This window comes from Streptomyces niphimycinicus (assembly GCF_018883605.1).
Taxonomy (GTDB): Bacteria; Actinomycetota; Actinomycetes; order Streptomycetales; family Streptomycetaceae; genus Streptomyces; species Streptomyces niphimycinicus.
This window is the reverse complement of the sequence record NZ_JAHLEM010000567.1, coordinates 1-12,737: the sequence shown is the minus strand read 5'-3', so window position 1 is coordinate 12,737 and position 12,737 is coordinate 1. Positions and strand designations below refer to the sequence as shown.

The following is a 12,737-nucleotide window of genomic DNA, read 5'->3' as shown; positions in this document are numbered from 1 at the left end:
TTTCCAACCTTACCAGATCCGTTTTCCGTTCCGTTTCCGGTCCGAATTCCGTTTCCGGCCCCCTGCTGGAGCGGGGTCTTTCGCGCCTTCCGGCGTGTCCACTACTTTAGCCAATTTCCCGCTCAGCTCCTAATCGGAGCCCCGGGTCTTAATTTCGCGCAGCGAAATAGGACCCTGTTCGGGAGTTGTCATTAGTGGTTGGCCGCTCCGGGACTACTGTGACTCGACCTTGCGATCGTGCCGACAGCGCTGCCCGTCTCAAGCGGCTCGGGCTACGTTAGGCGTCCCGTCCAGCAGAGTCAAGTTCCGACCTGACGGCGCGTCGCATTCCGGCGACGCGGGGTGTGCGCCCGGTAGGGGCTGACCGAGGGCTCGCCGTCGATCCAGAAGCGCCAGGGGTGAGTTGCGCCCTCGCCGCCCACCCCGGTGCGCGGGCCGCTGAGGATCTGGTCGGGCCGGGCGGGGTGGCCGGTGAGTATGGAGAGCGGGGCATCGGTGCCCGCGCAGAAGTCGCTGCCGTCCAGCCGGCGGTCCACGCCCAGGGCCGTGGCCAGCCGGGCCGGGCCCTTGGCCAGCTCATGGTCGTTGCGCGCCTTCGGCCTGCGCTGATGGGCCCACTCATGGCCATGCCGTACCTCGCCCGCGCGCAGCAGCACCCCGCTGGGGTGGCCCTCCGGTCCGCAGACCACATTGAGGCAGTGCCACATGCCGTAGGTGAAGTAGACATACGCATGACCCGGGGGGCCGAACATCACGGCGTTGCGCTCGGTGCGGCCTCGATAGGCATGCGAGCCGGGGTCGGCCGGGCCCGCGTACGCCTCGACCTCGGTCAGGCGCAATTCGATCGGTCCGTCCGGGGTGCGCCGCACCAGGACGCGGCCCAGGAGGTCGGGCGCGACCTCGAGAACGGGTCGGTCGAAGAAGGCGCGGTCGAGGGGCTCGCGGTCAGGTCCTGCTGTCACGCGGCCCGAGCGTAGTGGAACAGATATGCACCGGTGGTTGGAGGCGGCGCCGGTCCGCTGGAAGGCTATGAGCTGCGGAACCGTCCACGGCTGTTTCGCGTTCCTAGGTGTCAACAGTGATCGAGTGCGATCAAGTCAAGACGCAGTCGCGTCCTTGAGAGGGAGAACATGGGCTTCAAGAAGCTGCTCGCGAGTCTGGGTGCCGGTGGCGCTTCGGTGGAGACGGTACTGACCGAGGAGAACGTCGTCCCGGGCGGCATTGTGCAGGGCGAGGTCCGCATCCAGGGCGGCTCGGTCGCGCAGCAGATCGAGGCGCTCTCGGTCGGCTTGCAGGCCCGGGTCGAGGTGGAGCGGGACGACCAGGAGTTCAAGCGGAACGTGGAGTTCACCCGGCAGCAGTTGGGCGGCGCGTTCGAGCTACAGCCGGGTGCGGTGCATGCGGTGCAGTTCGGCCTGGAGATCCCGTGGGAGACCCCGATCACCATGTTCCTGGGCCGGCACCTGACCGGTATGAACGTGGGGGTGACCACGGAGCTGGCGATCGCGCGCGCGGTGGACTCGGGCGATCTGGACCCGGTCAATGTGCATCCGCTCCCCGCCCAGCAGGCGATCCTGGACGCCTTCGGCTCGCTCGGCTTCCGGTTCAAGAGCGCCGATCTGGAGCAGGGGCACATCCGTGGGACCCGGCAGCGGCTGCCCTTCTACCAGGAGATCGAGTTCTACGCCCCGGAGCAGTACCGGGGCCTGAACCAGGTGGAGTTGTCCTTCGTCGCGGACGACCGCGAGATGGACGTGGTGCTGGAGATGGACAAGAAGCCGGGGCTGTTCACCGAGGGCAGTGACACCTACCGGTCGTTCACGATGAACCTGGCGACCTTCCAGGACACCGACTGGGCCGCGTATCTGAACCAGTGGCTCGCCCAGGTCGGCGGCAAGCGCAACTGGTTCTGAGGTTCCCCCCTCCCTGGGCCGGACTTCCGCGCGGGGCGTGCGTCGACGGCAGGTCGGTGCACGCCCCGCGTCGTATGTCGGCGCCTGGTGCGTCGTACGTCGGGTGTCGTACGTCGGGTGTCAGGGGCCGTCGTCGTAGCGCACCACCAGGGGCCGTCCCTGTGTCGCCCAGTACGCCTCCGCGTCGGCCAGGATGTCCGCCGCGATCGCGGCGGCGTCGGGGTCCGCGTCGCGGAAGGCGAGCCAGCCCTGGATGTCCAGCAGACAGCCGCTGGGCTCGCGGCCCTCGGACCACCAGGACAGATCCGTGAGGCAGTCGGCAAGGGCGTCCCAGTTGCGCCCGTACCAGTCGGGAAAGCGCAGGTCCCGGGCGCAGCGGTCGAGGAAGCCGTCCTTGTCCGTCACGCCGTCGAGGCGCAGGTGGAGGGCGAGGGTGGGGCCGGTCATGGGCGCCATGGTGCCAGCCCGCCGTCTGGCGGTCTCGTTAGGCTGGCCGCGGAGATGATCCACCGCAACCTCAGGAGGTTCTCGACGTGTCCGAGCAGAACCGGCCGCCGCTCCCCCATGACTTCCATCCGCCGGTGCCGTCGTTCACGGTGGCGAGCGACGATGTGCAATCGGGCGGCACGCTCAAGTCCGCCCAGGTGCAGGCGGAGGGGAACACCTCTCCGCAGTTGCGCTGGGAGGGATTCCCGGAGGGGACGAAGAGCTTCGCCGTCACCTGCTTCGACCCGGACGCGCCGACCGGCAGCGGTTTCTGGCACTGGGTGTTGTTCGACATCCCGGCCACGGTCACCGAGCTTCCGGTGGGTGCGGGCAGCGGCGCTTTCACGGGCCTGCCCGAGGGGGCCGTACAGGCGCGCAACGACTACGGGACCCGTGACTTCGGCGGGGCCGCGCCGCCGCCCGGGGACGGTCCGCACCGCTATGTGTTCACCGTCTACGCGGTGGACGCGGAGAAGCTGGGCCCGGACGCGGACGCCTCGCCCGCGGTGGTCGGCTTCAATCTGCGGTTCCACACGCTGGGGCGTGCCCAGTTGATCGGCGAGTACGAGGTGCCGGCCGCGGGCTGACGCGGCGAAATTGCGTTGTTCTCGGCCAGCCTCCCGGCCAGAGTTGATCCCGGTCCCGCCCATTCCAGGCGCGGGGCCGGGATACCGGGACGCGGGGGTGGTCGGGATGCGCGAGACGCTGGTTCTGAACGCGAGCTTCGAGCCGCTGGCGACGGTGACGCTGCGGCGCGCCGTGGTGCTGGTCCTCCAGGACAAGGCCGTCGTCGAACACGCCCACCCGGGGCTGCGGGTGCGGGCCGCGGATATCGATCTGCCGCTGCCACGGGTGATCCGGCTCTGCCGGTACGTACGGGTGCCGTTCCGAAGACGTGCCCCGTGGTCGCGGCGCGGGGTGCTGGTCCGGGACCAGCACCGGTGCGGGTACTGCGGCCGCCGGGCGACGACCGTGGACCATGTGGTGCCGCGGTCGCGCGGGGGCCGGGACACCTGGCTGAATACGGTGGCCTCCTGTGCCGAGGACAACCACCGTAAGGCGGACCGGACTCCGGAGCAGGCGGGGATGCGGCTGCTCAAGGCGCCGTTCGAGCCGACGCCTTCGGATGCGCTGCTGCTGGCCCTGGGGGCGGCGGAGCGGGACGCTCTGCCGGAGTGGCTGGCGCTTCCTGCCTAGCCGCGGGTTCGTCCCGCGGGAGCCCGGCCGGGAGCCCGGGCGGGCCGCCCCAGGCGCTGGAGGGCCCGTCCCGCCGCCGTCCGTTCAGTCGATCGTGGGCTGTTCGCGGCGCGGGGCGGGCTCCTTGCCGGTGGCGGCGGGGGTGCCGCCGCCGTTTCCGCCGCCGGTCAGCGGGCCGAAGTTGCCCATGGCCCCGCCGAGGCCCTTGAGAGCGTCGCCGATTTCGCTGGGCACGATCCAGAGCTTGTTGGCGTCGCCCTCGGCGATCTTCGGCAGCATCTGGAGGTACTGGTAGGAGAGCAGCTTCTGGTCCGGGTCTCCGGCGTGGATGGACTCGAAGACCGTACGGATCGCCTGGGCCTCGCCCTCGGCGCGCAGCGCGGCGGCCTTGGACTCACCCTCGGCCCGCAGGATCGCGGACTGCTTCTCACCCTCGGCGCGCAGGATCTCGGACTGCCGGACACCCTCGGCCTGGAGGATCGCGGCGCGCTTGTCACGGTCGGCGCGCATCTGCTTCTCCATCGAGTCCTGGATGGAGGTGGGCGGCTCGATGGCCTTGAGCTCGACGCGGTTGACGCGGATGCCCCACTTGCCGGTGGCCTCGTCGAGGACGCCGCGCAGCGCCGCGTTGATCTCCTCGCGGGAGGTCAGGGTGCGCTCGAGGTCCATGCCACCGATGATGTTCCGCAGGGTGGTGACGGTGAGCTGCTCGATCGCCTGGATATAGCTGGCGACTTCGTAGGTGGCGGCGCGGGCGTCGGTCACCTGGTAGTAGATGACGGTGTCGATGTTCACGACCAGGTTGTCCTGGGTGATCACCGGCTGCGGGGGGAAGGGCACGACCTGTTCACGGAGGTCGACCCGGTTGCGGATCGAGTCGATGAACGGGACGACGATGTTGAGGCCCGCGTTGAGGGTGCGGGTGTAGCGCCCGAAGCGCTCCACGATGGCGGCACTGGCCTGTGGGATGACCTGGATCGTCTTGATCAGTGCGATGAAGACCAGCACCACGAGGATGATCAGGACGATGATGATCGGTTCCACAGCAGCTCCCCGTGCCCTTCATGCGGCGATTCGGATGGTCGGGATGATCAGATCTGGCGGTTCCCGAGGGTGGAGTCTGTCAGATTCATGGTCGACTCCGCAGCTCAACCGGGGCGCCCTCAACTCTTGGTAGGACACTCCCGGTACGGCGTCTACATGACGACGGCCGTCGCACCGTCGATCTCCACCACGTCGACCTGCTGCCCGGGTTCGTAAGCCTGGCCGGGGTCGAGTGAGCGCGCGGACCATACTTCGCCCGCGAGTTTGATGCGGCCGCCGCCGCTGTCGTCGACGCGTGCGAGGACGACGGCCTGACGTCCTTTCAGCGCCTCGATGCCGCTGCGCAGCTCGGGTTGCTGACGGCGGCTGCGGACCGCCATCGGGCGTACGACCGCGACCAGCGCGACCGAGACGGCGCAGAAGACGACGACTTGGAGCACGATGCCGCCGCCGAGCGCGTCGGTGATGGCACCGGCCACGGCACCGACGGCGACCATCCCGAATTCGGGCATCGCGGTCAGTACGAGCGGGATACCCAGTCCTACGGCGGCGATCAGCCACCACACCCATGGATCCACATGGTCATGGTAGTTGTCGCCGGTCCCCGGGGACAGTGCGCGGATCATCTGCCGGTGGCACGGCGGGCGCAGGGGGCGGACATCAGGCCAGCGGCAGGCCCTGAGCGGTCCAGCGGTCGCCGCGGCGCTCGACGACCAGCGGCAGGCCGAAGCAGCGGGAGAGGTTACGGGAGGTCAGTTCGGTCTCGACCGGGCCCGCGGTGAGCACCTTGCCCTGGCGGATCATCAGAACATGGGTGAAGCCGGGGGGGATTTCCTCGACATGATGTGTCACCATGATCATCGACGGGGCGAGCGGGTCGCGCGCGAGCCGTCCGAGGCGGCGGACGAGGTCCTCGCGGCCGCCGAGGTCGAGTCCGGCCGCGGGCTCGTCGAGGAGCAGCAGCTCGGGGTCGGTCATCATGGCCCGGGCGATGAGCGTGCGCTTGCGCTCGCCCTCGGAGAGGGTGCCGAACTTCCGGTCGAGGTAGTCGGTCATGCCGAGGCGGTCGAGGAAGGCGCGGGCGCGGGTCTCGTCGACCGTGTCGTAGTCCTCCTGCCAGTGGGCCGTCATGCCGTACGCGGCGGTGAGGACGGTCTGGAGGACGGTCTGGCTGCGCGGCAGCTTCTCGGCCATGGCGATGCCCGCCATGCCGACTCGGGGGCGCAGCTCGAAGACGTCGACGCGGCCGAGTTGCTCGCCGAGGATCCGGGCGTTCCCGGCGCTCGGGAAGAGGTAGCTCGAGGCGAGGTTGAGGAGGGTGGTCTTACCGGCTCCGTTGGGGCCGAGGATGACCCAGCGCTCGCCTTCTTTGATCGACCAGGAGACCTCGTCCACCAGAGCCCGCCCATCGCGGACCACCGATACGTCCAGCAGCTCCAGAACCTCGCTCATGAGCGCGTTGTCTCCCATTGCAGTCTCGAGTCGTGCGTGCGCCTGTGGGCGCAGCCCCCCTGAGGAAAACCTACGCCACACGTTGTCGGTGCCAGTCCTTAGGCTGGTGCCATGCTCGATGAACCACGTTCAGGGCGCCTCGCAGCTTGGGGAAATGCCCTTATCGCCGGACTTGTCTCCCCCGATGAGGCGGCGCATCGCATCGCGGACGAGGACGCGTCACACCGGGTGGCCGGGCTTCCGGGGGAGTCCGGGCCGGTGGGGCTCACGCTGGCGCTGGGGCGGCTGCGAGCGCTCGGGGCCAAGGGGCTGCGGGTGGCGCTGCCCATAGCGGGGCATCCCCTGGGGCTCAGCGGCCCGCCGGAGTTCAACGCCCAGGCGCTCGACGCGGGTGAGGCGGTGATCGCGACGGGCGCGGCGCTCGGCCTGGTGCCCGAGGTGTCGGCGGCCGGGCCCGAGGGCGATCAGCACGTCGAGGTGGTGTGGCGGTGCCAGAGCGTGCGGGAGGCGCCGCCGGCCGATGTGCCGTCGCTGAGCGAGGCCGAGCGGGAGCTGGCCGAGGCGCTGCGGGAGGCCACGGAGGTGCTCTCGCGGCTGAATGTGGCCGGATCGGGCCCGGTGGCCGAGGCGGCCCTGGAGGCGTATCGGGCGCGGGCCGAGCGGGGGCGCGAGGTGCTGGCCCCGGGCTATCCGCCGCGGGCCATCCGGGTGCTGGAGCTGGCCCAGCGGGTGGGTGCGCTGGTGGACATCGCGTATCTGGCGGGCGGGGACGGCCGGGAGCACGGCGGTGCGGTGAGTGCGTCGGAGATCACAGCGCGGGCCGAGGCGCTGCGGCCGGTGGAGCGCACTTCACGGCGGGCGCAGGTGGCGGCGTACAACGCGTATGTGGAGGAGCGGGAGCGGGGCGGCCTCTGAGCTTTCCCGGGGGTCTCTGGCCTTTCTCCGGGGCTCGGACCATCCTCGGGGGGCTCCGAACTTCCCTGGTGGTCTCCGGCTTTCCCGGGGGTGTCATGGGGCCGGCCCCGGAGGCGGGTGCCTCCGGGGCCGGTCGGTGGTGCGTCAGATATCCGCCGGGCGGTCAGCCGCCGCAGGGCGTACCGAGCGCCGGGTTCATGGACCCGATGGCCGAGACGGTGTTGCCGCAGAAGTTCACGGGCACGTGGATGGGCGCCTGAATGTTGTTGCCGGAGACGACACCCGGGGACATCGTGGCCCCACCGTCGGCCCAGGGGCCCTGGGCGGTGGCGACACCGGCACCGGCGACGGCGAGTCCGCCGGCCGTGATCGTGATGGCAGCGATCCTCTTGATGTTCTTCACTTGGCAAGACCCTTCATTCATCAGCGCGTCACCGCGGCGGAACGCCGCGGTACGCCGTGGAAAACGGCCCGGCTGATGGCGAGTTGCGCTGTTCGAGTGATGGCCACCCGTTGGTGTGATTTCACGGAGAAACGCTGTTCATGCCCCAATCCCATGCCGTACGGCCCACAGCGCGGCCTGGGTGCGGTCGGCGAGGTCCAATTTCATAAGAATGTTGGACACATGGGTCTTCACGGTCTTTTCGGACAGCACCAGCGCACGGGCGATCTCCCGGTTGGACCGGCCGTCCGCGATCAGTGCGAGCACCTCGCGTTCCCGCTCGGTGAGTGAGCCCCCGCGCCCCTGGCCGCCGCCCTCCTCCTGGGAGAGCAGCGCGAGGGCCACCTCGGGCTGGAGCAGCACATGCCCGGAGTGGACGGACCGGATGGCGCGGGCGAGCGCCTCGGGGTCCACGTCCTTGTAGACATAGCCCGCGGCGCCCGCGCGCAGCGCGGGGACCACGGTGCGCTTCTCGGTGAAGCTGGTCACGATCAGCACTCGGGCGGGGTTGTCGAGGCCGCGCAGGGTGCGCAGCGCCTCGATGCCGTCGAGGCCGGGCATCTTCACATCCATGAGGACGACGTCGGGGCGCAGCTCCTCGGCGCGGGCGACGCCCTCCTCGCCGTCCGACGCCTCGCCGACCACCTCGATGTCGTCCTGGACCTGGAGAAAGGTCCGCAGACCGCGCCGCACCACCTGGTGGTCGTCGACGAGCAGCACCCGTATGCGTCCGGGGTCAGCCACCGGGCACCTCCATCTCGATCACGGTGCCCTTGCCGGGCACCGACTCCACGGTCAGAGCGCCGCCGACGCCGCCGGCCCGGTCCCGCATCGACACCAGCCCGAGGTGGCGTCCGGCGCGCCGGACGGCCGAGGGGTCGAATCCCCTGCCGTCGTCGGTGACGCGGAGCCGGGCGCCCTGGCCGTGCCGGGTGAGGGTGACGTCGACCTGCCGCGCGTCGGCGTGGCGCAGCGCGTTGTGCAGGGCCTCCTGGGCCACCCGCAGCACCGCCCCCTCCTGGGCGGCGGGCAGCGCCCGCACGCCGTGGCAGGCGAAGGCGACCTGGGCGGTGTGGGCCCGGTCGAGCACCTGCACCTGCGTCCTCAGGGTGGCCACGAGGCCGTCCTCGTCGAGAGCGGCGGGGCGCAGCTCCACGACGGCGGAGCGCAGCTCGTCGGTGGCCTCGGCGGCGAGAAGGGCGATCTGCTGGAGTTCGTCCTTGGCGCGGCCGGGGTCGCGGTCCACCAGGGCCGTGGCCGCCTGGGCGGTCAGCCGCAGCGAGAAGAGCTTCTGGGAGACCGCGTCGTGCAGCTCATGGGCGAGCCTGGCCCGCTCCCCGGCGATCGTGAGCTCGCGGCTGCGCTCGTAGAGCCGGGCGTTGGTGAGGGCGATGGCGGCGTGCTGGGCCAGGATGGCCAGCAGCTCCTCGTCCTCGGCGGTGAAACCGCAGCCGCCCTCGGGCTTGGGGCATCGTTTGTTGGCGAGGAATACCGCGCCGAGAACTTCATCGCCGTCGGCAATGGGAAGACCCAGAAAATCCGACATTTCCGGATGAGCTGATGGCCATCCCTCAAAACGGACATCTCGCCGCACATCGGCGAGTCGCTGCGGAGTGGCGTCCTTGAGCATGGCGGCGAGAATGCCGTGCTGCCGGGGCAGCGGCCCGATGGCCTTCCACTGCTCGTCGCTCACCCCGTCTACTACGAACTGGGCGAAGCCTCCGTGATCATCGGAGACCCCCAGAGCGGCATACTCCGCATCGAGCAGCTCACGGGCGGACACAACGATGGTCTTTAGGACATCACGGACTTCCAGATGTCGGCTCATGGCGAGCAGCGCACCGCTCACCCGGCTCAGCCCGGCTCCGGGTCCACCGCCCCGTCCTTTCGTCATGGCCATTACCGTACCGACCCGCCATCCGGTGGGCATATCGGCCGGTCGGCGGCCACCTGATAAGACCTGAGCCCTAGGTCGAACGGCGCACACAGGACCCCCAAAGGGGCTGTTGCAGGGGTGGAAAAAACAAACACCCTGAGCATTTGCGTGGGCACAGCGCGCAATATGAGAAGCTCCGCGATGTGAGCCCGGACACACGATCTAAATCACTTACGAACGTGCTTAGTGGACGTTTCATAGGCGACTGAGCGGGGATGACGGCCGTTCGCATGGGCATGAGCGGCCTACTTATCCACTAAGCAGCATCGTATGTCACGCCTTTGCGACAACTTTTTGCGGCAGCTAAGAATTTCCCCCAGTCGCACGGCGCCGTAGATCCAGGAACGGCGCTCTGCGCGCCGATTTGGCCTGCGACTCAAGCGATTGGAAGAGGTCTACTCCGCCATGCCCCTGCCCAACATCCCCGGATACGCCCGTCTCAACAAGACGCACAAGTACTCCGCCGCCGGAATCGCTGCCGCCGGTGCGGCCGCCATAGCCTTCGCAGTCGTCCCCGGTGGCAACGCCGACGCCAAGACGACGGCCCAGGACCTGCCGAACAAGCCCGTCGCCCTCACGTCCCAGAAGGCCGACGCCCAGGCCCACCACGAGGCCCTGGTCAAGCAGTCCGCGCTCGCCGACAAGCAGGCCAAGCAGGAGGCCGCCGAGAAGAAGGCCGCGGCGGAGGCCGCGAAAAAGAAGGCCGCGGAAAAGGCCGCTGAAGAGGCCGCCGCGAAGAAGGCCGCCGAGGCCAAGGCCGCCAAGGAGCGCGCCGTCAAGCAGGCCGCGAGCCGCTCCGCCACGCGCATCGAGACGGTCGCCGCCACGGAAAAGACCTACCCGGACAACCTCGACGGCTGGATCCGGGAGTCCCTCGACATCATGAAGAAGAAGGGCATCCCCGGCACCTACCAGGGGATCCACCGCAACATCATCCGGGAGTCCGGCGGCAACCCGCGCGCCATAAACAACTGGGACATCAACGCCCGGAACGGCGTGCCCTCCAAGGGCCTGCTCCAGGTGATAGCCCCGACCTTCCAGGCGTACCACGTCGCGGGCACCGCCTGGGACGCCTACGACCCGGTCGCGAACATCACCGCCGCCTGCAACTACGCGGCCGCCCGGTACGGCTCGATGGACAACGTGAACGGCCCGTACTGACCCGTACTGAGCCTGAACGGCCCGTCCAGAACCCGGCGTTCCGACGCCGAAGGGCGACGGCACCCCCTGTGTGCGAGGGGTGCCGTCGCCCTTGTGCGAACGTCGCCGGCGGCCGCTTGCGCAGGACTTCCGGCCGTAGCCGCTTGCGCAGGACCTCCGGCCGCGGCCGCTTGCGCATGACCTCCGGGGCCGCGGCTACTTGCGCATGACCTCCGGCTCATGGCGGCGCAGCAGCCGCGCGACCACGAAGCCGCATGCGATGCCCAGAATGATCAGCACGATCATGTCGATGCCCCACTGGGTCGTGGTGTGCTCCCACAGCGGGTCGGTGTCCAGGGGCTTCTTGCTGTCCCACGGCGCCATCATGTGGCCGACGCCCGGGCCCAGGTCCAGCGTGGCACCGGCCGCGCCGACCGCCCACCGGGACGGCATCAGCCAGGCGAACTGCTCCACACCGAGCGATCCGTAGATCTTGAACAGGACGCCGGTGAAGACGACCTGGATGATCGCGAACATGACCAGCAGCGGCATGGTCTTCTCGGCGGTCTTCACCAGGGACGAGATGACCAGGCCGACCATCATCGAGGTGAAGCCGATCGCGATGACGGCCAGGCAGAGCTCGGCGGCCGGCGGCATCAGCAGGCCCTCCGAGGGCAGCTTGCGCGTCGAGAGACCGATGCCGCAGATGATGACGCCCTGGCAGGCGGTGATCACACCGAGCACGATCACCTTGGACATCAGATACGCGGAGCGGGACAGGCCGACCGCCCGTTCCCGTTCGTAGATGACCCGTTCCTTGATCAATTCTCGTACGGAATTGGCCGCACCGGTGAAGCACATGCCGACCACGAGGATCAGCAGAACCGTCCCGGCAGCCTGGTTGAACATGCCCTTCGGGGCCATCACGAGGCCGAACTTCGCCGGGATGACGACGCTCACCGAGCCCAGCACGGCGGGCAGGATCACCATCAGCCCCATGAAGCCCTTGTCGGAGCCGATCACCGACAGATAGCGGCGGATCAGCGTCCAGAGCTGCGATCCCCAGCTCTGTGGCTTCTGCATCCGGGTCGGCGGGGCCTGGACATGGACGGACTGCGGAGCGACGGAGTCGAGGTCAGCCGCGTACATCTGGTAGTGCTGCGAACCGCGCCAGCGGCCCGCCCAGTCGTAGTCGCGGTAGTTCTCGAACGACGAGAAGACATCCGCCCAACTGTCGTAGCCGAAGAAGTTGAGCGCCTCGTCCGGCGGGCCGAAGTAGGCCACCGAGCCGCCCGGCGCCATCACCAGGAGCTTGTCGCACAGCGCCAGCTCGGCGACCGAGTGGGTGACCACCAGCACGGTGCGGCCGTCGTCTGCGAGACCGCGCAGCAACTGCATGACATCGCGGTCCATGCCCGGGTCGAGACCGGAGGTCGGCTCGTCCAGGAAGATCAGCGACGGCTTGGTGAGCAGCTCCAGCGCGACGGAGACCCGCTTGCGCTGACCGCCGGAGAGGGCGGTGACCTTCTTCTCCCGGTGGATGTCCAGCTTGAGCTCGCGCAGCACCTCGTCGATCCGGGCCTCGCGCTCGGCCTCGGCGGTGTCACCGGGGAAGCGGAGCTTGGCGGCGTAGCGCAGGGCCTTCTGGACGGTCAGCTCCTTGTGCAGGATGTCGTCCTGGGGCACCAGACCGATGCGCTGGCGCAGCTCGGCGAACTGCTTGTAGAGGTTCCGGTTGTCGTAGAGGACATCGCCCTGGTTGGCCGGGCGATAGCCGGTGAGCGCCTTGAGCAGCGTGGACTTACCGGAGCCGGACGGGCCGATGACCGCGACGAGGGACTTCTCCGGAACGCCGAAGGAGACGTCCTTGAGGATCTGCTTGCCGCCGTCGACCGTCACCGTCAGATGGCGGGCCGAGAAGGAGACCTCACCGGTGTCGACGAACTCCTCGAGGCGGTCGCCGACCAGCCGGAAGGTGGAGTGACCGACGCCGACGGTGTCGGTGGGGCCGATGATCTGCTGCCGGACCGGCTGACCGTTGACATAGGTGCCGTTGTGGCTGCCGAGGTCACGTATCTCGAAACGGCCGTCGGGCAGCGCCCGGAATTCGGCGTGGTGGCGCGAGACCTGGAGATCGGAGACGACCAGCTCGTTCTCCAGCGCACGACCGATGCGCATCACCCGGCCGGCGGCGAGCTGATGGAAGGTGGTC

The 12,737-nt window shown here is 69.2% G+C and carries 14 protein-coding genes; 5 read left to right on the top strand and 9 right to left on the bottom strand.

The genetic code is table 11. From position 1 onward, the window contains the following. Window positions 1-299 precede the first annotated feature (299 nt). Window positions 300-962: a DNA-3-methyladenine glycosylase gene (locus KN815_RS36645; protein ID WP_216346163.1), complete on the bottom strand. Its 663-nt coding sequence runs from the start codon at window positions 960-962 to the stop codon at window positions 300-302. A gap of 168 nt (window positions 963-1,130) precedes the next feature. On the opposite strand from KN815_RS36645, the gene KN815_RS36640 reads away from it, so the two are divergent. Then, on the top strand, window positions 1,131-1,913 hold the full coding sequence (locus tag KN815_RS36640; protein WP_216346162.1) for a sporulation protein: 783 nt from the start codon (window positions 1,131-1,133) through the stop codon (window positions 1,911-1,913). Window positions 1,914-2,033: 120 nt separating this feature from the next. Here the strand turns inward: KN815_RS36640 and KN815_RS36635 are convergent, their stop codons facing one another. After that, window positions 2,034-2,360, bottom strand: coding sequence for a barstar family protein (locus KN815_RS36635; RefSeq protein WP_253209462.1), 327 nt, complete (start codon window positions 2,358-2,360; stop codon window positions 2,034-2,036). 86 nt (window positions 2,361-2,446) lie between these two features. Between KN815_RS36635 and KN815_RS36630 the strand changes: the two genes are divergently transcribed. Both KN815_RS36630 and KN815_RS36625 read left to right on the top strand, forming a co-directional pair. Continuing rightward, a complete protein-coding gene (locus KN815_RS36630) occupies window positions 2,447-2,986 on the top strand; it encodes a YbhB/YbcL family Raf kinase inhibitor-like protein (RefSeq protein WP_216346160.1) in 540 nt (179 codons plus the stop codon). A 106-nt stretch (window positions 2,987-3,092) separates the two neighbouring features. Beyond that, window positions 3,093-3,596: an HNH endonuclease gene (locus KN815_RS36625; protein WP_216346159.1), complete on the top strand. Its 504-nt coding sequence runs from the start codon at window positions 3,093-3,095 to the stop codon at window positions 3,594-3,596. 84 nt (window positions 3,597-3,680) lie between these two features. Here KN815_RS36625 and KN815_RS36620 read toward each other — a convergent pair whose 3' ends face one another. The 3 genes from KN815_RS36620 to KN815_RS36610 all read right to left on the bottom strand — a co-directional run bounded on the left by KN815_RS36620 (window position 3,681) and on the right by KN815_RS36610 (window position 6,110). After that, entirely contained in the window at window positions 3,681-4,640 is a 960-nt protein-coding gene (locus KN815_RS36620; protein ID WP_059147117.1) for an SPFH domain-containing protein, read from the bottom strand. Between the two features lie 152 nt (window positions 4,641-4,792). Next, window positions 4,793-5,266 carry an NfeD family protein gene (locus tag KN815_RS36615; RefSeq protein ID WP_216346158.1) on the bottom strand — a complete coding sequence of 158 codons (474 nt, stop codon included), beginning with the start codon at window positions 5,264-5,266 and terminating at the stop codon, window positions 4,793-4,795. Between the two features lie 34 nt (window positions 5,267-5,300). Further along, on the bottom strand, window positions 5,301-6,110 hold the full coding sequence (locus KN815_RS36610; RefSeq protein ID WP_216346157.1) for an ABC transporter ATP-binding protein: 810 nt from the start codon (window positions 6,108-6,110) through the stop codon (window positions 5,301-5,303). A gap of 93 nt (window positions 6,111-6,203) precedes the next feature. Between KN815_RS36610 and KN815_RS36605 the strand changes: the two genes are divergently transcribed. Next, on the top strand, window positions 6,204-7,007 hold the full coding sequence (locus KN815_RS36605) for an Rv1486c family protein (RefSeq protein WP_216346156.1): 804 nt from the start codon (window positions 6,204-6,206) through the stop codon (window positions 7,005-7,007). A 163-nt stretch (window positions 7,008-7,170) separates the two neighbouring features. On the opposite strand, the gene KN815_RS36600 is transcribed toward KN815_RS36605, so the two are convergent. From KN815_RS36600 to KN815_RS36590, 3 genes are all read right to left on the bottom strand, one after another. Continuing rightward, window positions 7,171-7,410 (bottom strand): chaplin, encoded by a 240-nt coding sequence (locus KN815_RS36600; RefSeq protein WP_216346155.1) that lies wholly within the window; start codon window positions 7,408-7,410, stop codon window positions 7,171-7,173. A 138-nt stretch (window positions 7,411-7,548) separates the two neighbouring features. Next, window positions 7,549-8,193, bottom strand: a complete 645-nt coding sequence (locus KN815_RS36595; RefSeq protein ID WP_208522928.1) for a response regulator — start codon at window positions 8,191-8,193, stop codon at window positions 7,549-7,551. Beyond that, window positions 8,186-9,349 (bottom strand): GAF domain-containing sensor histidine kinase, encoded by a 1,164-nt coding sequence (locus KN815_RS36590; protein WP_372458576.1) that lies wholly within the window; start codon window positions 9,347-9,349, stop codon window positions 8,186-8,188. The genes KN815_RS36595 and KN815_RS36590 overlap by 8 nt, the downstream gene beginning before the upstream one ends. A 441-nt stretch (window positions 9,350-9,790) precedes the next feature. Here KN815_RS36590 and KN815_RS36585 point away from each other — a divergent pair, with 441 nt between their 5' ends. After that, a complete protein-coding gene (locus KN815_RS36585) occupies window positions 9,791-10,546 on the top strand; it encodes a transglycosylase SLT domain-containing protein (RefSeq protein ID WP_216346153.1) in 756 nt (251 codons plus the stop codon). A 195-nt stretch (window positions 10,547-10,741) separates the two neighbouring features. On the opposite strand, the gene KN815_RS36580 is transcribed toward KN815_RS36585, so the two are convergent. Next, window positions 10,742-12,737: ABC transporter ATP-binding protein/permease (locus KN815_RS36580; protein ID WP_216346152.1), on the bottom strand; the 1,996-nt coding region annotated here is incomplete at its 5' end.

What these genes read in the sequence shown, in the direction of transcription:
- KN815_RS36640 (WP_216346162.1), top strand. Translation starts at nt 1,131, where the DNA reads ATGGGCTTCAAGAAGCTGCTCGCGAGTCTGGGTGCCGGTGGCGCTTCG.
- KN815_RS36635 (WP_253209462.1), bottom strand. Translation starts at nt 2,360, where the DNA reads ATGACCGGCCCCACCCTCGCCCTCCACCTGCGCCTCGACGGCGTGACG.
- KN815_RS36625 (WP_216346159.1), top strand. Translation starts at nt 3,093, where the DNA reads ATGCGCGAGACGCTGGTTCTGAACGCGAGCTTCGAGCCGCTGGCGACG.
- KN815_RS36615 (WP_216346158.1), bottom strand. Translation starts at nt 5,266, where the DNA reads ATGATCCGCGCACTGTCCCCGGGGACCGGCGACAACTACCATGACCAT.
- KN815_RS36610 (WP_216346157.1), bottom strand. Translation starts at nt 6,110, where the DNA reads ATGGGAGACAACGCGCTCATGAGCGAGGTTCTGGAGCTGCTGGACGTA.
- KN815_RS36605 (WP_216346156.1), top strand. Translation starts at nt 6,204, where the DNA reads ATGCTCGATGAACCACGTTCAGGGCGCCTCGCAGCTTGGGGAAATGCC.
- KN815_RS36590 (WP_372458576.1), bottom strand. Translation starts at nt 9,349, where the DNA reads ATGGCCATGACGAAAGGACGGGGCGGTGGACCCGGAGCCGGGCTGAGC.
- KN815_RS36585 (WP_216346153.1), top strand. Translation starts at nt 9,791, where the DNA reads ATGCCCCTGCCCAACATCCCCGGATACGCCCGTCTCAACAAGACGCAC.